This window comes from Flavobacterium sp. M31R6 (assembly GCF_013284035.1).
GTDB lineage: Bacteria > Bacteroidota > Bacteroidia > Flavobacteriales > Flavobacteriaceae > Flavobacterium.
Genome location: NZ_CP054141.1, coordinates 1,103,752 through 1,124,008 on the forward strand (window position 1 = coordinate 1,103,752; position 20,257 = coordinate 1,124,008).

General features: G+C 35.1%; 21 protein-coding genes and 1 riboswitch. Of the genes, 6 read left to right on the forward strand and 15 right to left on the reverse strand.

Annotated features, from left to right (window positions below; translation table 11 throughout):
* Positions 1-16: 16 nt before the first annotated feature.
* From HQN62_RS04455 to HQN62_RS04495, 9 genes are all read right to left on the reverse strand, one after another.
* Positions 17-793, reverse strand: coding sequence for a thiazole synthase (locus HQN62_RS04455; RefSeq protein WP_371811648.1), 777 nt, complete (start codon positions 791-793; stop codon positions 17-19).
* Positions 774-1,412, reverse strand: coding sequence for a thiamine phosphate synthase (locus HQN62_RS04460; protein ID WP_173503474.1), 639 nt, complete (start codon positions 1,410-1,412; stop codon positions 774-776). Before HQN62_RS04460 ends, HQN62_RS04455 begins: the two co-directional genes overlap by 20 nt.
* Complete coding sequence (locus HQN62_RS04465) at positions 1,405-2,160, reverse strand: hydroxymethylpyrimidine/phosphomethylpyrimidine kinase (protein ID WP_173503475.1); 756 nt, start codon at positions 2,158-2,160, stop codon at positions 1,405-1,407. Before HQN62_RS04465 ends, HQN62_RS04460 begins: the two co-directional genes overlap by 8 nt.
* A complete protein-coding gene (locus HQN62_RS04470; protein WP_173503476.1) occupies positions 2,133-2,744 on the reverse strand; it encodes a thiamine phosphate synthase in 612 nt (203 codons plus the stop codon). The genes HQN62_RS04465 and HQN62_RS04470 overlap by 28 nt, the downstream gene beginning before the upstream one ends.
* Before the next feature lie 11 nt (positions 2,745-2,755).
* On the reverse strand, positions 2,756-4,579 hold the full coding sequence (gene thiC / locus HQN62_RS04475; protein ID WP_173503477.1) for a phosphomethylpyrimidine synthase ThiC: 1,824 nt from the start codon (positions 4,577-4,579) through the stop codon (positions 2,756-2,758).
* A gap of 202 nt (positions 4,580-4,781) precedes the next feature.
* Positions 4,782-4,988, reverse strand: coding sequence for a sulfur carrier protein ThiS (thiS, locus tag HQN62_RS04480; protein ID WP_116796244.1), 207 nt, complete (start codon positions 4,986-4,988; stop codon positions 4,782-4,784).
* 65 nt (positions 4,989-5,053) lie between these two features.
* A riboswitch (TPP riboswitch) is annotated at positions 5,054-5,149 on the reverse strand.
* A 108-nt stretch (positions 5,150-5,257) separates the two neighbouring features.
* Entirely contained in the window at positions 5,258-5,821 is a 564-nt protein-coding gene (locus HQN62_RS04485) for a DNA-3-methyladenine glycosylase I (protein ID WP_116796243.1), read from the reverse strand.
* On the reverse strand, positions 5,821-6,534 hold the full coding sequence (locus HQN62_RS04490) for a hypothetical protein (RefSeq protein ID WP_173503478.1): 714 nt from the start codon (positions 6,532-6,534) through the stop codon (positions 5,821-5,823). The genes HQN62_RS04485 and HQN62_RS04490 overlap by 1 nt, the downstream gene beginning before the upstream one ends.
* Before the next feature lie 146 nt (positions 6,535-6,680).
* Positions 6,681-7,739 carry a Ppx/GppA phosphatase family protein gene (locus tag HQN62_RS04495; protein WP_116796241.1) on the reverse strand — a complete coding sequence of 353 codons (1,059 nt, stop codon included), beginning with the start codon at positions 7,737-7,739 and terminating at the stop codon, positions 6,681-6,683.
* A gap of 222 nt (positions 7,740-7,961) precedes the next feature.
* On the opposite strand from HQN62_RS04495, the gene HQN62_RS04500 reads away from it, so the two are divergent.
* Entirely contained in the window at positions 7,962-9,203 is a 1,242-nt protein-coding gene (locus tag HQN62_RS04500; protein ID WP_173503479.1) for an MFS transporter, read from the forward strand.
* Between the two features lie 319 nt (positions 9,204-9,522).
* On the opposite strand, the gene tsf is transcribed toward HQN62_RS04500, so the two are convergent.
* The 4 genes from tsf to rplM all read right to left on the reverse strand — a co-directional run bounded on the left by tsf (position 9,523) and on the right by rplM (position 12,431).
* Entirely contained in the window at positions 9,523-10,485 is a 963-nt protein-coding gene (tsf, locus tag HQN62_RS04505) for a translation elongation factor Ts (protein ID WP_116796238.1), read from the reverse strand.
* A 136-nt stretch (positions 10,486-10,621) separates the two neighbouring features.
* Positions 10,622-11,416, reverse strand: coding sequence for a 30S ribosomal protein S2 (gene rpsB / locus HQN62_RS04510; protein ID WP_116796237.1), 795 nt, complete (start codon positions 11,414-11,416; stop codon positions 10,622-10,624).
* Between the two features lie 173 nt (positions 11,417-11,589).
* On the reverse strand, positions 11,590-11,976 hold the full coding sequence (gene rpsI / locus HQN62_RS04515) for a 30S ribosomal protein S9 (protein WP_077371473.1): 387 nt from the start codon (positions 11,974-11,976) through the stop codon (positions 11,590-11,592).
* Complete coding sequence (rplM, locus tag HQN62_RS04520) at positions 11,976-12,431, reverse strand: 50S ribosomal protein L13 (protein WP_111409710.1); 456 nt, start codon at positions 12,429-12,431, stop codon at positions 11,976-11,978. The genes rpsI and rplM overlap by 1 nt, the downstream gene beginning before the upstream one ends.
* Before the next feature lie 351 nt (positions 12,432-12,782).
* Here rplM and HQN62_RS04525 point away from each other — a divergent pair, with 351 nt between their 5' ends.
* Positions 12,783-13,802 carry a LacI family DNA-binding transcriptional regulator gene (locus tag HQN62_RS04525; RefSeq protein WP_116796236.1) on the forward strand — a complete coding sequence of 340 codons (1,020 nt, stop codon included), beginning with the start codon at positions 12,783-12,785 and terminating at the stop codon, positions 13,800-13,802.
* Positions 13,803-13,858: 56 nt separating this feature from the next.
* Here HQN62_RS04525 and HQN62_RS04530 read toward each other — a convergent pair whose 3' ends face one another.
* Positions 13,859-14,248: a hypothetical protein gene (locus HQN62_RS04530; protein ID WP_173503480.1), complete on the reverse strand. Its 390-nt coding sequence runs from the start codon at positions 14,246-14,248 to the stop codon at positions 13,859-13,861.
* Between the two features lie 100 nt (positions 14,249-14,348).
* Complete coding sequence (polA, locus tag HQN62_RS04535; RefSeq protein ID WP_173503481.1) at positions 14,349-17,222, reverse strand: DNA polymerase I; 2,874 nt, start codon at positions 17,220-17,222, stop codon at positions 14,349-14,351.
* A 233-nt stretch (positions 17,223-17,455) separates the two neighbouring features.
* Between polA and HQN62_RS04540 the strand changes: the two genes are divergently transcribed.
* From HQN62_RS04540 to HQN62_RS04555, 4 genes are all read left to right on the forward strand, one after another.
* A complete protein-coding gene (locus HQN62_RS04540) occupies positions 17,456-17,647 on the forward strand; it encodes a hypothetical protein (RefSeq protein WP_173503482.1) in 192 nt (63 codons plus the stop codon).
* Positions 17,648-17,832: 185 nt separating this feature from the next.
* Entirely contained in the window at positions 17,833-18,507 is a 675-nt protein-coding gene (locus tag HQN62_RS04545; protein ID WP_173503483.1) for a response regulator transcription factor, read from the forward strand.
* Positions 18,508-18,531: 24 nt separating this feature from the next.
* Positions 18,532-19,866, forward strand: a complete 1,335-nt coding sequence (locus HQN62_RS04550; RefSeq protein WP_254454479.1) for a sensor histidine kinase — start codon at positions 18,532-18,534, stop codon at positions 19,864-19,866.
* A gap of 103 nt (positions 19,867-19,969) precedes the next feature.
* Positions 19,970-20,167, forward strand: coding sequence for a hypothetical protein (locus HQN62_RS04555; protein WP_173503484.1), 198 nt, complete (start codon positions 19,970-19,972; stop codon positions 20,165-20,167).
* Positions 20,168-20,257 lie beyond the last annotated feature (90 nt).

Consider the following 20,257-nt stretch of genomic DNA (forward strand, 5'->3'; position numbering starts at 1 on the left):
GTTAATTTTGTGACAATTACACATTTAAAAACGCAGTCAAGGGACTTGAAGCCACTGCGTGCTTGTATTGTTGTCCCAGTTTTGCCTCAAATGCTTTTCGTCCAGCGATTACGGCTTCCTTAAAGGCTTCGGCCATCAATTTTGGATTTCCGGCTACGGCAATTGCAGTGTTGACCAATACAGCATCAGCTCCCATTTCCATTGCCTTGGCAGCATCGGATGGCGCTCCAATTCCAGCGTCGATAATAACCGGAACCAAACTTTGTTCGATGATTATTTCCAGAAAATCTATAGTTTTCAATCCTTTGTTGCTGCCGATAGGGGAACCCAATGGCATTACGGCAGTCGTTCCCGCATTTTCCAGGTGTTTACACAAAACCGGATCGGCATGAATGTAGGGCAAAACGATGAATCCTAGTTTTGCTAATTCTTCTGTTGCTTTCAAGGTCTCAATGGGATCCGGCATTAAGTATTTCGGGTCGGGATGAATTTCAAGTTTCAGCCAATTTGTTTCCAAAGCCTCTCTTGCCAATTGTGCTGCAAAAATGGCTTCTTTGGCATTCCGTGCTCCAGAAGTATTCGGCAACAAATTAATTCGTGGATGTTTCAAGTGATTTAAAATCGCATCGGTGTCGGTTTCCAGATCGATTCGTTTTAAGGCCACGGTTACCAATTCACTTTCGGAAGCCAGTATTGCTTCTTTCATTTCTATATTGGAACCAAATTTCCCAGTTCCTAAAAATAATCGGGACTCTAGTGTTTTGTCTCCTATCTTAAACAATGACATTGCCATATAATTTCTCGTTAAGTTGTGTAATGAGTTCTTGTTTGTCATCGCTTTTGGTAATAATTCCAGAAACTGCAATTCCATGAATTCCTGTTTTAATCAGAGTATTAACATCTCCCAAGGTAATGCCTCCAATAGCATAAACGGGTACATCAATTTGCGCCTGTTCCATTTGAATAATTATGGAACGATAACCTTCTATTCCAAGTATTGGACTGAGATTGTCCTTGGTTTTGGTGTGTTGGAAAGGCCCTAAGCCAATATAATCACAGCCGTTGTTGGCTTGACGGATTATATCTTCATAAGTGTTTGCGGTCGCACCGATGATTTTTGTTTTACCCAGTATGGCTCGTGCATCTGCAACGCCCATATCCGAAAGGCCAAGATGAACACCGTCAGCATTAATGTGCTCTGCCAAATGCACATCATCATTGATGATGAAATTGGCTAGATATTCTTCACACAAAAATTTGGTGGCTTCCGCCAAAGCCAGTGCTTTTTTCGGTTTTTGATGTTTGAATCGCATTTGTATCCAATCACAGCCATTGTCGAGGGATTGATGAATGTTGTACAATTGTTCTTCGACGCTTTCTCCTTGAGAGATGTATTGTAGTTTGTTATACATGATGGAATCCTAGTTTAGTTGGGTTAGACAGTAAATATTTTTCAGTATATGTTTTTGCATTTCCACAAGCTGTTTGCAGATTTTGACCCAATGCAAGGTTGGCCGTAATTGCGGAAGATAGTACGCAGCCTGAGCCGTGTTTTTCATAACATTCGATTGTTTTTGGCAGATATGTATAAATGTTATTTGTAGTAAATAAATAATCGACTCCAATTTCATCACTGTTATGTCCGCCTTTTAGTAAAATCGAACAATAAGTAGAAAAGAATTTTGCAATTTTTTGCGGGTCTTTTTCTTCAGGATTAAAATGTTTGATTTCGTTGTAATTTGGAGTAATCAACACAATTTGTTGCAGGATTTCGATCAAAGTCTCCTGATTTTCTATGGACAAAAAATCAAATTCAGTGGAAGATTTTAAAATTGGGTCCCAAATAATTTTGATTGATGGTGAATGCTTTTTTAGGCAAAAAACAATTTGTTTCAAATAATCCAATGATGGTACAATGCCTATTTTAACAGCGCTGATGGCATAACTATTCAAAAGGGTTGTTATGGATTCTAAAACAAAATCGATAGCTGTCCATTGGATTTTATGGAACACATTTTCGGTTTGAATGGTATTGGCAGTGTTGATGGCAAAACCATACACTTTATGTTGCTCAAAAGTTTTGATGTCTGCCAAAACCCCCGCTCCACCCGAAGGATCAAATCCTGCGATTGTTAAGTCGATTGGACGATTTTCTGACATGATTTAAAGTTTTTAATGGGATTGTTTTGATTCCAAATGGTTCCTAGTAAGGCTACATTATCAAAGCCATTTTGTAATGTTTGCTCTGTGTTTTTTGATTCTATTCCGCCCAAAGCGATGAGTTTTGTCGAATAATTAGTTCTGCTTTTAATGACTTGAAACCAATCTATTTTTGAAAAATAATTTTCTTTAGAAATGCTTGGAAAAACAGGGCTCAAAAAAGCATATTCAAACACGTGATCCAAAGCATTGAAATCTTCCATATTATGAACCGAAGTCGATAAATGGAAACCTTTTGTTTTGTATGTTTCAAATGCTGATTTTCCGAATATGGTTGCTGTTTTTTTTCTTTCGCTTTCGCTAAAGTGAATACGATTTATACCAAATGACGAAGTCAAATGATGATGGCTGTGCAAAACCAATTGTCCTCTTAAATCCGATTTTATTTCCGACAAGTATGATCTCATTTCTGCGGCAGATAAATCAGGTTTGCGAATATGAAGCAACTCCAATCCATTCCCAAAAAGAGAATGAATGGTGTCGATTTCATTGGCTATCGAAACTGGATTTGTGATTACAATCATAATCTATTTTCTTAGATATAAATTTCTTTACCCTGTTCAATAAACTCTTCTGATTTTGCAGCCATACCTTTTTCGGCTTCGGCGACATCACGGATTTCCTGTGATATTTTCATGGAACAGAATTTAGGCCCGCACATCGAACAGAAGTGTGCTACTTTGGCGCCATCTGCCGGTAATGTTTCGTCATGGAATTCTCTTGCTGTATCTGGATCTAGAGATAAATTGAACTGGTCTTCCCAACGGAATTCGAAACGCGCTTTACTCAAGGCATTGTCGCGGTATTGCGAACCTGGATGGCCTTTGGCCAAGTCCGCGGCGTGAGCGGCTATTTTGTATGTGATTACGCCGTCTTTTACGTCTTTTTTGTTAGGTAAACCAAGATGTTCTTTTGGGGTGACATAACACAGCATAGCGCATCCGTACCAACCAATCATCGCGGCACCAATGGCAGAAGTAATGTGGTCGTATCCAGGTGCAATATCAGTTGTTAATGGGCCCAAAGTATAAAAAGGCGCTTCATCGCAATGTTCCAATTGTTTATCCATGTTTTCTTTGATCATGTGCATTGGGACGTGACCCGGGCCTTCGATGAAAACTTGGACATCTTGTTTCCAGGCTATTTTTGTCAGTTCGCCAAGTGTTTCCAATTCGGCGAATTGTGCGGCATCATTGGCATCGGCGATGGAGCCTGGGCGTAAACCGTCTCCTAGAGAGAAAGCGACATCGTATTGTTTCATGATTTCGCAAATCTCTTCAAAATGGGTGTAAAGGAAGTTTTCTTTGTGATGAAATAAGCACCATTTTGCCATAATCGAACCGCCTCGGGAAACAATTCCAGTAACTCGGTTTGCGGTTAAATGAATGTATCGCAATAATACTCCGGCGTGAATAGTGAAATAGGAAACTCCTTGTTCGGCTTGTTCGATAAGGGTGTCACGAAATACTTCCCAAGTTAAATCTTCGGCGATTCCGTTTACTTTTTCGAGGGCTTGGTAGATAGGCACAGTTCCGATTGGAACTGGGGAATTACGGATAATCCATTCTCTGGTTTCGTGTATGTTTTTTCCTGTGGATAAATCCATAATGGTATCGGCTCCCCAACGGCAGGCCCAGACGGCTTTTTCAACTTCTTCCTCGATGCTTGACGTTACGGCACTATTCCCGATGTTAGCGTTTATTTTTACCAAGAAATTGCGTCCCACAATCATAGGTTCACTTTCGGGATGGTTGATGTTGTTTGGGATAATGGCGCGACCTCTGGCGACTTCACTCCTTACGAATTCGGGGGTGATTTTGATTTTTGGGGTTTGGGCTCCAAAACTATGGCCTTGGTGTTGGCATTGCATGGCTTGGGTTTGCTCGTTCAGTTGTTCGATGCGCTGGTTTTCTCGAATGGCTATATATTCCATTTCGGGAGTGATGACGCCTTGTTTGGCGTAATACAATTGTGAAACATTGGCTCCTTTTTTGGCACGCATTGGTTTGTGTAAATATTCAAAACGTAAGTCGTTTAATTTTTCGTCATTCAAGCGTGTTTTTCCATATTCTGAGGAGATTTCGGTTAGTTCTTCTACGTCATTGCGGTCTAGTATCCATTGTTCGCGAATACGGGGCAATCCTTTGCGGATGTCGATTTCGATATTGGGGTCGGTAAAAGGGCCGGAAGTGTCGTAAACGGTTACGGGTGGATTTTTTTCGATTCGTCCGTTGGACATTTTGGTGTCAGCCAAGGAGATTTCTCGCATGGCTACTTTTATCGGGTGGATTTCTCCCTCGATATATATTTTTTTGGAGTTTGGAAAGGGGGTTCTAGAGATTTTTTCTTCGTTGTTCATAGCTTTTGCTTTTATGTTGTGAGTAGTTATCTTTTTAGTTGAAAATGAAAAGTTCTTGGTTTGGGGGATTGCGTGAGGGATAGAAGCTGGCTACCGAAGTAGCGCGGATAGCCCGACAGCATTGGGGAAAGGGGGCGAATAAGCGTAAAGATTGGTTGCCCCCTTTTCCTAATGGTGGCACGCCCAAAAGGACATGATTATTTTACCCGCCTTGTGTGGCAGAAATGATGAGAATGTCGTCTGTTGGGTTTAGGAAATGAGAATTCCAATCGGACTTTGGAATCACGGTATTGTTAATGGCTAGGGCGATTCCGTTTTGTTTTTCGGGAATTTCCAAGTCAAGAAGCGCTTGCACAGTGAGACTGTCAAGGGGGAATTGTTTGGTTTGATTGTTGATTTTTAGTTCCATTCCTTTTTGAATTTAGTATAAGTTATACTTTAGGAATGGCTACAATAGTACACGCAATGGTACATGGAAGTCATCTTACTTTTCCCTACGCTAGTATGAACTAGATCAGGTTCAGAGGGTAAAATCTCAGCCTGCGATTGCAGACACCCCTAAAGTGTGAAGCAAATGTAATTAAAAAAGTTTAGAAGTTTAAACGTTTAAAAGTTTAAAAGTTTAAAGTTGTTACAGGTGTAACTTGTGTTTTGGAGGATTAAAACGGTAATTGTGTGTTAATTTCTTTTCCAACAATCGGCTACGTGGTCGTCGACCATTCCGGTGGCCTGCATGTGGGCGTACACTACGGTGGAGCCGACAAACTTGAATCCGCGCTTTTTTAAGTCTTTGCTGATGGCATCGGAGAGGGGAGTTGTAGCTTGAACTTCGCTCAGGCTTTTTCGGTTGTTTACGATTGGTTTTCCATCGACAAAGCCCCAAATGTACTTGGAAAAACTGCCAAATTCGTCCTGAATTTTCATAAAGGCTATTGCATTTGAAACTGCAGAATAAACCTTGAGTTTGTTTCGAATTATACCTGAATCTTGGAGTAAATCCTGAATTTTATCTTCGGAATAATTGCCTATTTTTTTATAGTCGAAATTGTCAAAAGCGTTGCGGAAATTTTCTCTTTTGTTTAAGATGGTAATCCAACTTAATCCCGCCTGGAATGTTTCGAGAAGCAGGAATTCGAAAAGTTTTTGGTCTTCATAAACGGGAACGCCCCATTCTTCGTCGTGGTATTTTTGGTATAATTCGCTCGAATTGCACCAAGCGCATCTTGTGATTTCTTTTTGCATTATTTGTTTATTTCCCAGTGGTAGCCTTTTACGGAAGGAATGTAGGCTGATCCGTTATTAAGTATCAATTCAGTGTATATTTTTTTATTGTATTTAATGCCGATTGCACCCCCCGATACATAGGTTTTGTTTTTTTTGAACGTGAAAATCATAGTATCGTTTTCGAATTCGGCATCCGAGACTTTTTCCACAAGCCAGGTGGAGCCCCAGTTGAAATATAATTTGTTTGGTCCGACGCAAGTTACATGTTTTATCAGATCTACTGCTTCTTTAGGGAATTTGTATTCTTCAATAAGTTCTCTTTTGGAGTACGATTTCCCTACCTGAGCTTGTCTCAATAAGTTTCTTAAGGGAGTGTTGACGATAGTTTCTGCCTTTTCCGCTGTAGGTGTTGCAATAGTTACAACGATTTGATCTTGATTATTGCTATTTTTTTGGGTGCTTTCGTTTGAAATTTGTGAATTTGGGATTTGTCTTTGTATAGCTGTAGCCAGACCTGAGTCGGAATCATTATCAGCGTCTTCTGTTTCTGTGTTTTCAGTTTCAGTATTTGACCCTACGTTTTCAGTCTTTGTGTCTGGAGTGGCTGTTGTAATGTTTGAAGTTTGGGTGTAATTGGTTTCTATTTCCCCCTTTTCTTCAGGTTCATTTTTCCCACAACTAAATAGGGAAGCAAGAAATATAAAAGAAAGTATTATTTTAAAGTTCTTCATGATTAGAGCGTTATGATGCTTAATTACTCAAATTTAAACTTTTTTTTAAAATCTTAATCATAAGAATTGTTGAAAAGTGCAAAAAAAATCCCAAACATATAATGAATGGGATTTAATTTTTTGCAATTTATGTTTGGACTATAAGCTTAGTATATTTGTTTTACACCTTTAGCATTGTCAAATACATAACTAACTAACCATGCGATTTGACCTTGTTTAGCGAAATAAATCTTTTTGCTTTGTATGTTAGGAATAACTTCAAGCGAAGTTTCCAAAAGATTAAAAGCAGCGATTAAGTATTTTTGTTGGTAAGTGTTCAATACTTTTTTCATTTCAACATTACTTTCAGCACTAGTCACAAATCTTTGATAATTGTTTTCTGCAATTGTTCTGATAGCTAGGATATCATCATATTGTACCTGAGTAAAGTTTTCTTCGGCTTTTGCTCCATTTAAAAGAGTGTAAAAAGCCCAAGCTGCACCGCCAGAGATGTAAACATTACTTTTATCTTGTGATTCCGCTCTACTTGTATACATTTTTTTGAAACTCTCTCTCATAGTTGGTAAATAGTCAAACAAGTTTTCGTTGAATTCGAAAACCGTTTTTTGTTTACACTTTTTATTGATGATTTCAGTCAAAGTTACTGTTCCAAGATCACATGAAATTGGGAAAAATACAGATGAATCGTTGATGTCTTTAGCATAACCTCCTTTAGTATTTCCACCACCTATGTCAATAATAACAGAATTTAAATAGTTTTTAGGAGGAATACAGCCTCTCAAAAGTAATTTTGCTTCTAGTGATGAGGAGATGATTTCTATTTTTTTATTTGTCAACTCTTTTATTTTCACTACTAAATCATTAGTGTTTGTCGCAAGACCAACACCTGAAGAGGCAACCACGAAAATATTTTTGTCTTCAATCTTGTATTCATTAAGCATTTTTTTGTAGTTGTTGTAAACTACTGCGCCTGCTTTATCAATGTCTTCTTTTAATAAAGTACCGTCTATTCCGATACCAGCTGCTATACCTACGTTTTCAGTCCAAAACTCCTTTACATCGTAGGTGTTTCTTTTAATACTTTCAACTTGAAGAACGGTCATTTTGATACCTTTACTTCCTATTTCAATTCCGCCATAGAGTTGGGCCTGTGCTGTGTAGGTAAAGATTAGGCCTATTATTAAATAGTAAATTTTTTCTTTCATAATTATTATTATTTGGGGTTAATGCTGTTTGCAAATCTATATTAAAAATCTATAATTTCCTTTTTTTTAATGTTTTTTTTGAATAACTTTTTTTTTAACCAAAATTGTTTTAGAATTGTTATAAAATTATTATGTTTTTTAACTACTTGATTGTTGGTTGATTGAAAAAAAAATCTATTTTTGCCAAAATGAAAAAATTTTTTGCCCCAAAAAAAATTAATTATGATAAAAAAATACCTAGACAATTTTAAAGATTTTCCAAAAGAAATTTGGATACTTACTTTAATCACATTCATCAACAGAGCAGGGACCATGGTGATTCCCTTTCTCTCAAAGTACATGAAAGAAAATTTAGAATTCAGTTACAGTCAAATTGGCTGGGTGATGGTTTTCTTTGGAGCTGGTTCTATAATCGGAACATGGCTTAGTGGTAAATTATCTGATAAGATCGGCTTTTATAAAGTGATGGTCTTCAGTTTATTTGCTAGTGGTATAGTGTTTATTTTGTTGCATTATGCAACTACTTTTGAGGAGCTATGCGTAGGAATACTTGTATTGACAACTATAGCCGATATGTTTAGGCCTGCAATGCTTGTGTGTTTAAAGACATTTACCACAAAAGAAAACAGGGCTCGTGCTTATTCATTAACCCGTGCAGCGATTAACTTGGGATTCCTTTTTGGGCCAGTCCTAGGTGGATTGATTATTATGCAGTTGGGATATGAATATATATTTTATGTTGATGGATCGACCTGTATCTTAGCAATAATTGTTTTCATGTTTTTTGTGAAAGAAAAGAAATTGCAAGTCAAATTGAAAAAACATCACGAGAACGCTGTTAAGAAAGTTTCAGTAATGAAAGACAAGCCTTTTATGCTTCACTTGGTAATTTGTTTGATTACAGGAATATTATTTTTCCAGATTTTTACAACTTTGCCTCTGTATCATAAAGAGCGATTTAATATGTCAGAGTTTGATAGCGGATTGCTTTTGAGTTTAAATGGACTGCTTATTTTGCTTTTCGAACTTCCAATTGTAAATTATGTAAGCAAAAATAAAATCAATAATCATAAAGTAATTTCTTTAGGGTTATTGCTTATGGCAACTAGTTTTTTACTTCTGTTGTTTCCTTGGGAAGCTATTTTGATTCCTATGATGCTTTTTATGACATGTGGAGTAATGTTGACTTTCCCATTTGCTAATTCATTCGCAATGGAGAGATCTAATGAGATGCAAGAAGGTAAGTATATGGCAGCTTTTACCATGAGTTACAGTTTTGCACATATTTTAAGCGCTAAAACAGGTATGGAAATCATTCAGAATTCTGGCTATGAGTCGAATTGGATGTTTATGACGGTTCTTGGTATGGCAGGTACTTTACTTGTTTTCAAGTTGTCTAAGATGGTTGAAAAAGAAGAGTTGAAAGAGAGAATGATACCCGTAGAAAGTAACGAAAATAATTAGTTTGGTCTACTTTTAAAAGGTGGTTCAAGACTAATAAAAAACAGAATAATAATTAAAAACAGCAGTAAACTTTTTGTTTACTGCTGTTTTTTTTTGCTCTAGGCTTATGTTGCTTTTTTTGTTGATGCTTTGTTAAAAGTTATTAATTGTTTTTTGTTAAAGTATTTTTAGAAGCCTAGATCATGTCAGTTTTTTTGTTCTAAAAACTTATTTTAAAATGATTAAAGAAAGGCATAAAAAAATCCCATTTCGTGATGAAATGGGACTTTATGAGTAAACGAAAATCTGAAATTAGATATCGTTGATATAATCTAATTGATTATCCTAAAGTAACTCTTTTGAAACCTGTAATTTCAACATTGAATCCTTTAACGTAATCACCAACTTTTTTACTGTCATCTTTGATGAAGTTTTGATCTAATAAGGCTTTCTCTTGATCTAAAGTAGTGTTGTCAGAGATGAAACGTTGAACTTTTCCTGGAATAATTTTATCCCAAATTTGTTCTGGTTTACCTTCAGCTTTTAATTCAGCTTTAGCATCTTCTTCAGCTTGTTTGATAACTTCTTCAGTTAATTGAGAGTAAGAAATATATTTAGGAACATTTTTTAAAGTTTTTCCTAAACGTTTTGCTTCTTCATTTTCTTTTTCGATTATAGCAATACGAGCAGCAAGTTCAGAAGCAACGAAGGCTGGATCAAAATCTTTGTAAGATAATGTATCAGCTCCCATAGAAGCAACTTGCATAGAGATGTCTTTAGTTAAAACGTCACCATTAGCAATTGGTGCAGAAATTGCAGTTAATGCAGCAATTTTGTTAACGTGAACGTAAGATCCAACGAAAGCACCTTCTAAAATTTCAAAACCACCGATTTCGATTTTTTCACCGATAACACCGGTTTGTTCGATTAATTTTTCAGCAACAGTAATTCCGTTGAAATCTGAAGCTAAAAATTCTTCTTTAGAAGAGAAGTTAATAGCTCTTTCTACTAATTCTTTAGCCAAAGTTACGAAAGCCTCATTTTTACCTACGAAATCTGTTTCGCAGTTTAAAGTGATGATAGCTCCTTTAGTTTTGTCAGCATTAATAAAAGAAACAGCAGCTCCTTCAGAAGACTCACGGTCAGAACGGTTAGCAGCAACTTTTTGTCCTTTTTCTCTAAGGTTTTGTATAGCTTTATCGAAATCTCCTTCAGCTTCAACTAAAGCTTTTTTACAGTCCATCATTCCGGCACCTGTAGTTTGTCTTAATTTATTTACGTCTGCAGCAGTAATTGTTGCCATAATATAATGTGTTTAATGTTATAAAAGTAAAAATTCCAATTTTCAAATCCCAAATTCCAATTTTATTAAATTATCAACATACTGTTTCTAATTTTTTATGGAATTTGGAATTTAAAATTGGAATTTAAAATTTGATTTATTCTTCAGTTGCTGGAGCTACAGGAGCTTCAACTGCTGGAGTTTCAGCTACAGGAGCTTCTGCTTCAGCAACAACTTCAGTAGCATCAGTTTCTTTATCAGAAGTTCTATTTGCAAGACCGTCGATAATTGAAGCAGTTACTAAAGATAAAATTTTATCAATTGATTTAGAAGCATCATCATTTGCAGGGATAACATAATCTACTTCACGTGGATCAGAGTTTGTATCAACCATTGCAAAAACTGGAATGTTTAATTTTTGAGCTTCTTTTATTGCGATGTGTTCAGCTTTGATATCTACTACGAACAATGCTGCAGGAAGTCTAGACATATCTGCGATTGATCCTAAGTTTTTCTCTAGTTTTGCACGAAGACGATCAACTTGTAAACGCTCTTTTTTAGAAAGGGTCATGAAGGTACCATCTTTCTTCATTTTATCAATAGTAGCCATTTTTTTAACAGCTTTACGGATAGTTACGAAGTTAGTTAGCATTCCACCAGGCCATCTTTCAGTGATGTAAGGCATGTTTGCAGCTTTTGCTTTATCAGCAACGATGTCTTTTGCTTGTTTCTTGGTAGCAACAAATAATATTTTTCTACCTGATGCAGCGATTTTTTTCAAAGCGTCATTTGCTTCTTCAATTTTTGCTGCAGTTTTATATAGATTGATAATGTGTATACCATTACGCTCCATATAAATGTAAGGAGCCATATTTGGATCCCATTTTCTAGTCATGTGTCCAAAATGAACACCTGCTTCTAGTAATTCTTTTACTTCTACTTTGTTTGACATTTTTTGTACTAGTTTACGTTCTGTTGATTAGCAATGCATGAATGGCGATAGATCGGCTACATACATTTAGATGCTAAACTAATTTCCAACCTCGGTCGGACAACAACAACATTGTTTTAAATTTTTTAATACATTCTAGGATGTCTTGCACGAATGATACAAGACTGGTAATATTAACGTTTAGAGAATTGGAATCTCTTACGAGCTTTCTTCTGACCGAATTTCTTACGTTCAACCATTCTTGGATCTCTAGTTAATAAACCTTCTGGTTTCAAGATAGCTCTGTTTTCAGCATTTACTTCACACATAACGCGTGCCAATGCCATTCTTACAGCTTCTGCTTGTCCAGTTGAACCACCTCCATAAACGTTTACTTTTACGTCAAAGTTAGATGCGTTTTCTGTCATAGACATTGGTTGCAAAACTTTGTACTGTAAAGTAGCAGTTGGGAAATAAGTTGCGAATGGTTTTTTGTTTACAACGATAACTCCTGTTCCTTCAGAAACATAAACACGTGCAACAGCGGTCTTTCTTCTACCGATTTTGTGAATAACTCCCATTACTTAAGATCGTTTAGGTTAACAGTTCTAGGTTTTTGAGCCCCTTGTTTGTGCTCAGATCCTACAACAACATTTAAATTTCTAAAAAGTTCAGCTCCTAATTTGTTTTTAGGTAACATTCCTTTTACAGCTTTCTCTACTAGTAATGCAGGGTTTTTTGATTGCAATACTTTAGCAGTTAAAGTTCTTTGTCCTCCAGGGTAACCAGTGTGACGGATGTATGTTTTCTCATCCATTTTGTTACCTGTTAGGTTGATTTTTTCTGAGTTGATAACAATTACGTTATCTCCACAGTCCACGTGTGGCGTATAACTTGGCTTGTACTTACCTCTTAAAATCATAGCGACTTTTGAAGCAAGACGACCTAAGTTATGACCGTCAGCATCTACAACAATCCATTCTTTTGTAGAATTGGCTTTTGTTGTTGAAATTGTCTTGTAGCTTAATGCGTTCACAATAATATATTTTAATTAAACATTCCATCCCCAATAAAGGGGTTGCAAAAGTACAATTAATTATTTTAAATACAAATAGCTTATTTGAATATTTTTTTGTTGGATTCCTGCTGATTATCAAATATATATTTGGATTGAGTCAAATAACATTTAGTTTGAGATTCATTTTTTTAAAATAATTTACTGGAATATTTTTTTTGATGTTGCATTTTTTTTGTAATTTTCGCTTTTAACCTTTCAAATGCCTGTTAAATTTTATATATTTAATAAAAATTTAGCATGTTTTGTTTAATCCTTTGTTGTTTTAATTTTTTTAACGACTCTTAATATAGTACCAAATACCATTCTACAATGAAAGCAAAAGCAACATTAAAACAAATTGCAAAAGAACTTAATGTTTCGGTATCGACTGTTTCTAAGGCACTTAATGATAGTCCGGAAATAAGCGAGCAAACAAAAATTAGAATTAAAGAATACGCCAAATTAAAAAATTATAAGCCCAATGTTATTGGTTTGAATCTTAAAAACAGAAAAACCAAAACGATTGGTGTTATTATACCTAATATATTAAACTCCTTTTTTGCCAAAGTTTTTAGTGGTATTGAGAAAGTGGCTGACGAGAAAGGATACAATGTTATTATGTGTATTTCCAATGAGTCGCTAGAAAAAGAAGCCCACACTCTTGAAATGTTGAGTAATGGTACTATAGATGGATTTGTTTTGTCAATTTCTGAAGAAGCGCAAAAGTTACATGAATACAATCATTTCAAGGATATTATAAATGATGGTACTCCGATTGTGATGTTCGATAGAACCACAGACGAAGTGGAATGTGATAAAGTTATTGTGGATGATTTTGATTCAGGTCATAATGCGACGCAGCATTTAATTGATTTGGGGTGTAAAAATATCGCGTTAATTTCATCGGTGGATAATTTGAGTGTCGGTAAATTGAGAGCTGAAGGATACTTAAAGGCATTGAGTGATAATAATATTACAATAAATGAGAATATTATTATCAGAACAGATTCAGAAATGGATCTTATTGATAAAATTACGGACTTGTATTCGAATAATCTTGTTGACGGTGTTTTTGCATTAGATGAAAACGATTCCGTTGCAGCTTTGAAAGTAGGTGCTAAGAAAGGATACAAAATACCAAAGGATCTTAAAATTATTGGTTTTGCGGATGGGATTCTTGCCTCAAGAAGATTATCCCCAAGTTTAACGACAGTTAGTCAACATGGAATTGACATTGGTGAGGTTGCCGTAAAATTGTTAATTGACAGATTGGAATCCAAGGAAGAACACAAGCCTTATGAAACCGTTGTTATCAAAACAAAATTAAAGGAAAGAGAATCTACTAAATAATAAAAAAAGCCATTCAAAATTAAAGAATGGCTTTTTTTATGGAGGGTTTTTAATGTTTATGATTTGTTTATTAGTGATATAAAATAAACAAATAAAATTATTACGATAAGAGCAATTCTAAAAGACTTTTGTTGTTGCGCTTTAAGAGTGTAACCATCTTTTTTCAATTCCCAAGTAAACAGTAATTCAAAAATTGTTGATTTAGGTTTTAAAATAAAATCTGAAATTTGATAGCTTTTTTTAGCTTTTTTTAATTCTTCGGCTTCTTCATTTTTGATAGCTAACATGACAGCATTGTCAATTTCTTTTGTGTCAACGTTTCTATTTGATAATTCACTCTTTGCTAATTTGAGTGCTTCAGGGTTCCATTTTTTTGGAGAACCTACAATCGCTAGTAAATCATTCGTCGTTCTGCTTTTAATAGGAGGTTTGAAATTGTCAATCATTCTTAAATTTGTGTTTTATAAAATTGCAAAATGGTTTAATTTGCTGTCTATTTTTTACCATCAATCCTCTGTGAACTGCTGCTGAATACTGAACACTTTCTTAATGCGCTTCCAGCCAATCTTTTCCGGCTCCTATCTCTACATCCAAAGGAACTGCCATTGTAAATGCATTTTCCATCTCATATTTAATCATTGGTTTGATTTTTTCCAGTTCAGAATTGTGAACATCAAACACAAGCTCATCATGAACTTGGAGTAACATTTTGCTTTTCCAGTTTTCAGATATTAGTTTTTTGTGAATATTGATCATCGCAATTTTGATAATATCTGCGGCACTTCCCTGAATAGGAGCATTCACAGCATTTCTTTCTGCTGCGCCACGAACTACGGCATTCGCTGAATTGATGTCTTTTAAATAGCGACGACGACCAGATATGGTTTGTACATATCCGTTTTTTCTGGCAAAATCCACTTGATTGGACATGTATGATTTTAGTTTTGGATAAGACGCATAATAGGCATCAATCAGTTCGGCACTTTCTTTTCGCGAAAGTGAGGTTTGATTGCTTAATCCAAAAGCCGAAACTCCATAGATTATTCCAAAATTCACCGTTTTGGCATTGCTACGTTGTTCTTTTGTAACTTCTTCTAATGGGACATGGAAAACTTTTGCAGCGGTACTTCTGTGAATATCTTCGTGGTTTTTGAAGGCTTTAATCATGTTTTCTTCGCCAGATAAAGCCGCTATAATTCGCAGTTCTATCTGAGAATAATCCGCAGAAACCAAAGTGTAATTTTCATCACGGGCGATAAATGCTTTTCTAATCAATCGTCCTCTTTCGGTACGGATCGGAATGTTTTGTAAGTTCGGATTGTTTGAACTCAAACGCCCCGTTGCCGCAACAGTTTGCATATAATCGGTGTGAACACGTCCTGTTTTTTCATCAACTTGGTTAGGTAAAGCATCAATATAAGTGCTTTGCAATTTCACCATTTGTCTCCATTCAAGAATATCGCGGACAATTTCATTGTCATTGGCCAGATACGATAAAACCTCTTCGCCAGTGGCATATTGACCGGTTTTGGTTTTCTTTTGTTTGGCTCCGCCAATTTTTAATTTGTCAAATAAAACATCACCAAGTTGTTTTGGGGAAGCCAAATTGAATTTCTCGCCAGCGGTTTCATAGATTTTTTGTTCCAATGCATTACTTTCGGCAGCCATTTCAACCGACATTGATTTTAAGAAAGGAACATCCAGATTAATTCCTTCCAATTCCATTGCTGCCAAAACAGGTATTAACGGAATTTCGATTTCTTCAAAAAGCTTTTTTGTTTCGGCTTTATCTAGAATCGGACTGAAATTTTGCTTCAATTGATAAGTAACATCGGCATCTTCGGCGGCATATTCTTTAATGTCTTCCAATGGAACCTCACGCATCGTTTTTTGACCTTTTCCTTTTTTGCCAATTAAATCTTCAATGGATTTTGGTGAATATTTCAAATAGGTTTCCGATAAAACATCCATATTATGACGCATATCAGGATTAATCAAGTAATGCGCAATCATCGTGTCGAATAATTTTCCTTTGATTTGAACGCCATAATGAGAAAGAATCTTTAAATCGTATTTGACGTTTTGACCAATTTTTTCGATGTTTTCATTTTCGAAAAAAGGTTTGAATTTGTCAACTAAAGCTTGTGCTTCGTCTCGGCTCTCTGGAAACGGAATATAAAATGCTTTCCCTTTTTCATATGAAAATGACATTCCAACCAGTTCAGCATTCAAGGCATCAATTCCTGTAGTTTCGGTGTCAAAACAAACCGAAGTTTGGTTCATTAAGTTTTGCAACAGCAATTTCACGGCAAAATCGCCTTGTATACTTTGGTAAAAATGTTCCGTATTTTCTAAAGTGGCATAATGCGAACTCGATTTTACCTCGCCAGTTTCTTCATCTGAAAAACCGAATAAATCAAACTGGTCTTCATTGGATTTTTTGGCAGGAGCTTTTTTAATTATTTTTTCGCTGTCATTGTCACTGCCATTACCATTTCCGTTACCATTGGTATCGATTTCATCGTAGTCTTTTCCAGTTCCAAAAAACTTGTCAAACTGTGCTTTCATTTGACGAAATTCCAATTCCTGGAATAATTCGTCTGTTCTTTCAACATCGGGTTTCGATAATTCGTAGTCACTTTCATTAAATTGTACAGGACAATCAAGTAAAATGGTTGCTAACTTTTTAGACAAAATTCCTTTGTCTGCATTGGCTTCAATTTTCTCTTTCATGGCGCCTTTCAGCTTGTCGGTATTAGCCAAAAGATTTTCCATTGATCCAAATTCCTTCAGTAATTTCTTAGCAGTTACTTCGCCTACACCCGGAAGTCCCGGTATATTATCGGCAGCATCGCCCATCATTCCCAGATAATCAATAACTTGCTCTGGACGTTCTATTTCAAATCGGGCTAAAACTTCTGGAACTCCCCAAATTTCTATACCATTTCCCATACGTGCGGGTTTGTACATAAAAATATTCTCGGAAACCAATTGGGCAAAATCTTTATCAGGAGTAACCATAAAGACTTGATAGTTTTCTTTTTCTGCCTGTTTAGCAATGGTTCCTATTAAATCGTCCGCTTCATAACCGGGTACTTCAATAATCGGAATATGCATTGCCTTCAATAATTCTTGAATGTAGGGAACGGCAATCTTGATCGCTTCTGGAGTTTCGTCGCGATGTGCTTTGTATTCTTTATACATTTCGTATCGATAGGTGCTTCCGCCTTTGTCAAAAGCCACTGCCAAATGGTCTGGCTTGTCTCGTTTTATAACATCCATCAAGGCATTCATAAATCCCATAATAGCCGAAGTATCCATTCCTTTCGAATTGATTCTTGGGTTTTTTATAAAGGCAAAATAACCACGAAATATTAATGCATAAGCATCAAGAAGGTAAAGGCGTTTTTGAACAGACATATAAAAAATTTAGTCTGTAAAAATAGGCAATTGAGTTTTAAAAATGAATTTGTTATCGAAATTTATAATTACCAATAGAAAAGTAATAATGAACTCTTTTTTTGACTTTAAAGATGAGTTCGTTAAGGCAAAGTTAAACTTTTATTGAGGGGTAAATCTTCATTTTGTCTTCATTTATCGGTTATACATTTGACCTATAAATAACAAATTATTAATTCAAAATTTTAGAAATCATGAAAAAAGTATTGTTGTTAATCGCAGTATTATTTGGAACAGCAGTGATGGTAAATGCTAAAACACTGCCTGAAAAATCAGCTACAGTGAAAGAAGTGAAAATGACTAAACATCCAAAACACAAAAAAGCGAAAAAAGAACAAAAAGAAGCAGCGCCAACTGGAGCGTCAACTTCTAAAACAAAAAAATAATTAATGTTTCTGTTTTGTTTGCATATGAGGATGGACGCAAAACAAAAGGGTTGATTGTTTATGAAAGTCAGTGGAGAAATTTACTGGCTTTTTTGTATTTTTAGATACGTTAAAATTTTAATAACGTTTTGTGTTTTAATTTTTCATTAGTTGTTACTTTGAGTGTTTTTTAATAAAAAATATTTATGAAAATTCTTATTGTTGAAGATAATCCCGAATTGGCTTTGGAAGTGAAAGAATATCTTTCCAGCAATGGCTATATCTGCAAAATTTCCAAGAATTGTGAAGAGGCATTGGAGGAAATCAACAGTAATGATTATGACATTATGCTTTTGGATTTAGGCTTGCCCGACGGAAGTGGTTTTGATGTTTTAAAAAGCATTCGTAAAACAGATTCCAAAGTTGCGGTGATTATCATTACTGCCCAAGGAGAATTGGAAGACAGAATAAATGGACTGCAACTTGGCGCAGATGATTATTTGACAAAACCTTTTGCTTTAACAGAGTTGGGAGCTCGTTTATTTGCCATTATTCGAAGAATGCACGGATATACTGTTAATCAGTTGGATGTTCATGGGTTTAGTTTGAAGTTGCAAGATTACAAAGTAAGTTATGATGAGATTCCAATTAATTTGACCAAAAAGGAATTTGATATTTTTCAATATTTAGTTTTAAACAAAAATCGTGTAATAACACGTTTGCAATTGACCGAGCATATTTGGGGAGATATTCTTGAAGTAAATTCCGATTCCAATTTTATAGATGTCCATGTTCGAAATCTTAGAAAAAAATTAGATAAACATTCCCAAATCGAATGGTTTGAAACTGTTAGAAATGTGGGTTATAGGATAAATGTGTAGCGTTTAATAATTAATATTCTGTATATGAAAATCAAGCATCAATTGGCTATTTTTAATGCATTGTCGCGTTTGTTGCTGATTTTGGTTTTATGGCTAATGCTTCCTGTTTTGGTCGAAAAAGTGGTTTACAATCACATAAACAAGAGTTTACTGGAGAAAAAACAAAAGTTCATTGAGCATTTAGACAAGGAAGAAATAAATGATTTCATTGTTCGGAATGACACTTCCGAGACTTATGCCAGTTTTTCAACTTTACATAGTGAGTTCCTTTCGCTTTCCAGAGTACCTTCTAAAGTCAAAATTGATCAAACACTTTTTATTACAGAGCAAAGAATAATTGAAGATGAGCGAAATGATTATAGAATTCTTCAGTATTATTTTAAGTATGAAAACACAAACTACCTTTTGGAAATTGGAAATAGTTTAAGCGAAATCGACGATCTTACCTTTGTAATTCGATTTTTCTTCATAATTGTTTTAATTATAATTGTGGTCATTACTTTTTTGGCAGATACTTTTTATATCGAATATTTATTAAAGCCTTTTTATAAAATTATTGATACTAAAATCCGTCATGTAAATGAACCCGAATCTTTTGATCACACTCCAATAAAAACACATTCTAGGGATTTTCAGGAATTGGATACTGTTCTAAATCAAATGATGGACAGAATTACTGAATTGTTTAAGAAGGAAAAGCAATTTATAGCCAATGTTTCCCATGAACTTTTGACTCCAATTGCATTATTGAAAAACAAATTTGAGAATTTACTTCAAAATGAATCTTTGGATGATAATGCAGTGGATAAAATTGTAGGTTCTCTAAGTACATTAGATCTGCTGAAAAAGATAATTGCCAATTTATTGTTGATTTCAAAAATCGAAAACAATCAATATGAAGCAAATGAGACGATTGATTTTGATGCTATAATTACCGATTTACTAGCAGACTTGCAAGATAGGATTGAAGATAAGGAATTGTCTTTTAATAAAAATTTGGAACATCATTTTAGTTTTAGGGGAAATAAAACCCTGATGCATATTCTCTTTTATAATTTGATAGTCAATGCGATTAAATACAATAACCCTTTAGGTACAATTGAAATTAAGGACGGTTTTTTGCATGGAAATTATTTCTTGTCAGTTTCGGATTCGGGTATCGGAATGAATAAAAAACAACAGCAGAATGTTTTCAAACGATTCACCAGAGTAAGTTCTGATCAGGAAGGGCAGGGGCTGGGGCTTGCAATTGTTGAAAGTATTGCTCAATTTCATCATATTACTCTTGAGATAACTTCAGAAATAAATATTGGTACCACTTTTATTTTGTTGTTTCCAAATGAGTCAAAACCCAATTAAAAGTTAATTTTTTCGAGAAGACCAAAACTTCATTTAATCTTCATTTAGCATGTATAGCTTTGACCTATTAATAAACTAAATTATTAATCTAAAATTTAAAATCATGAAAAATTTATTGATGGTATTGGCAGTAGCTTTAGGAACAACAGTTATGGTAAGTGCACAAACTACACCAGCTCAAACTACACCTACTAAAGAAGTAAAAGCTACTAAAAAAGAAGCAAAAAAAGAAACAAAAAAAGCGCACAAAACAGAAGTTAGCAAACCAACTACTACTGAGACTGCAACTCCAAAAAAATAAAACAATCTTTTGTTAGTGAATATTTCATAGAATATTTCAAAAGATGTTAAAAGTTGGTTTTAATAGGAGAAAAGGGGAGATAAAGAAATT

Excerpts from the sequence above, each read along its gene's own strand:
- HQN62_RS04465 (WP_173503475.1), bottom strand. The coding sequence starts at position 2,160 with ATGTCAGAAAATCGTCCAATCGACTTAACAATCGCAGGATTTGATCCT.
- HQN62_RS04460 (WP_173503474.1), bottom strand. The coding sequence starts at position 1,412 with ATGTATAACAAACTACAATACATCTCTCAAGGAGAAAGCGTCGAAGAA.
- HQN62_RS04555 (WP_173503484.1), top strand. The coding sequence starts at position 19,970 with ATGAAAAATTTATTGATGGTATTGGCAGTAGCTTTAGGAACAACAGTT.
- HQN62_RS04490 (WP_173503478.1), bottom strand. The coding sequence starts at position 6,534 with ATGAAGAACTTTAAAATAATACTTTCTTTTATATTTCTTGCTTCCCTA.
- HQN62_RS04525 (WP_116796236.1), top strand. The coding sequence starts at position 12,783 with ATGAAAGCAAAAGCAACATTAAAACAAATTGCAAAAGAACTTAATGTT.
- HQN62_RS04500 (WP_173503479.1), top strand. The coding sequence starts at position 7,962 with ATGATAAAAAAATACCTAGACAATTTTAAAGATTTTCCAAAAGAAATT.
- rpsB (WP_116796237.1), bottom strand. The coding sequence starts at position 11,416 with ATGTCAAACAAAGTAGAAGTAAAAGAATTACTAGAAGCAGGTGTTCAT.
- HQN62_RS04550 (WP_254454479.1), top strand. The coding sequence starts at position 18,532 with ATGAAAATCAAGCATCAATTGGCTATTTTTAATGCATTGTCGCGTTTG.
- HQN62_RS04530 (WP_173503480.1), bottom strand. The coding sequence starts at position 14,248 with ATGATTGACAATTTCAAACCTCCTATTAAAAGCAGAACGACGAATGAT.
- HQN62_RS04545 (WP_173503483.1), top strand. The coding sequence starts at position 17,833 with ATGAAAATTCTTATTGTTGAAGATAATCCCGAATTGGCTTTGGAAGTG.
- thiC (WP_173503477.1), bottom strand. The coding sequence starts at position 4,579 with ATGAACAACGAAGAAAAAATCTCTAGAACCCCCTTTCCAAACTCCAAA.
- HQN62_RS04455 (WP_371811648.1), bottom strand. The coding sequence starts at position 793 with ATGGCAATGTCATTGTTTAAGATAGGAGACAAAACACTAGAGTCCCGA.
- tsf (WP_116796238.1), bottom strand. The coding sequence starts at position 10,485 with ATGGCAACAATTACTGCTGCAGACGTAAATAAATTAAGACAAACTACA.
- rpsI (WP_077371473.1), bottom strand. The coding sequence starts at position 11,976 with ATGGGAGTTATTCACAAAATCGGTAGAAGAAAGACCGCTGTTGCACGT.
- polA (WP_173503481.1), bottom strand. The coding sequence starts at position 17,222 with ATGTCTGTTCAAAAACGCCTTTACCTTCTTGATGCTTATGCATTAATA.
- HQN62_RS04485 (WP_116796243.1), bottom strand. The coding sequence starts at position 5,821 with ATGCAAAAAGAAATCACAAGATGCGCTTGGTGCAATTCGAGCGAATTA.
- HQN62_RS04540 (WP_173503482.1), top strand. The coding sequence starts at position 17,456 with ATGAAAAAAGTATTGTTGTTAATCGCAGTATTATTTGGAACAGCAGTG.
- thiS (WP_116796244.1), bottom strand. The coding sequence starts at position 4,988 with ATGGAACTAAAAATCAACAATCAAACCAAACAATTCCCCCTTGACAGT.
- HQN62_RS04495 (WP_116796241.1), bottom strand. The coding sequence starts at position 7,739 with ATGAAAGAAAAAATTTACTATTTAATAATAGGCCTAATCTTTACCTAC.
- HQN62_RS04470 (WP_173503476.1), bottom strand. The coding sequence starts at position 2,744 with ATGATTGTAATCACAAATCCAGTTTCGATAGCCAATGAAATCGACACC.